Source organism: Ornithinibacillus jepli (genome assembly GCF_047228935.1).
Lineage (GTDB): Bacteria > Bacillota > Bacilli > Bacillales > Amphibacillaceae > Ornithinibacillus.
The window spans coordinates 1-740 of sequence record NZ_JBFEGG010000015.1 but is presented as its reverse complement, the minus strand read 5'-3'; the positions used below and the strand labels follow the sequence as shown (position 1 = coordinate 740).

The following is a 740-nucleotide window of genomic DNA, read 5'->3' as shown; positions in this document are numbered from 1 at the left end:
TTAATGTTTTTGAAAACCCCTTGCTATGCGAGGGGTTCTGGAAAGCTTTCAGCGTGGGACAAAAAAAGCCTCACTTCATGGTAAGATAAAGTTGGTTTCCCGACCACTAAATCTCACCAAAGAAGGAGGCGAGTCCTATGAAGGACAAGAATAGTTTAGCACACACAACATGGAATTGTAAGTATCATATAGTGTTCGCACCAAAGTACAGAAGACAAATAATATACGGAAAATATAAAAAAAGCATAGGTCAAATCATACGTGATTTATGTGAACGAAAAGGTGTAATCATACATGAAGCAAATGCTTGTCCGGATCACATCCACATGTTAGTGAGTATCCCACCGAAATTAAGTGTATCTCAATTTATGGGGTATTTAAAAGGGAAGAGCAGCTTGATGATATTTGATCGACATGCCAATTTAAAATATAAATATGGAAATAGAAAATTTTGGTGTCGAGGCTTCTATGTTGACACAGTGGGCCGAAATAGAAAGCAAATACAAGAATACATTAGAAATCAGCTAAAAGAAGATTACATGTCAGATCAATTAACTATATTTGAAGAATTTGATCCGTTTACAGGACAAAAAAATAAAAAGAAATAAGAGATTCTTTAGAATTAGTGAGTGAATGTGGTGCAAAAGGGGAAACCGTTCGGTGGGCCTTTAAGGCCGAGGCCGGTAATAGAGGCTTCCAGCCGCAGAGCAAACCACCAGTTCACACTGGTGGTTTTGATT

At 37.7% G+C, this 740-nt stretch carries 1 protein-coding gene; it reads left to right on the top strand.

Annotation, left to right across the window (positions count from 1 at the left end; translation table 11 throughout):
* Positions 1-137: 137 nt before the first annotated feature.
* Entirely contained in the window at positions 138-608 is a 471-nt protein-coding gene (gene tnpA, locus AB1K81_RS18545; protein WP_412978145.1) for an IS200/IS605 family transposase, read from the top strand.
* Positions 609-740: the final 132 nt, after the last annotated feature.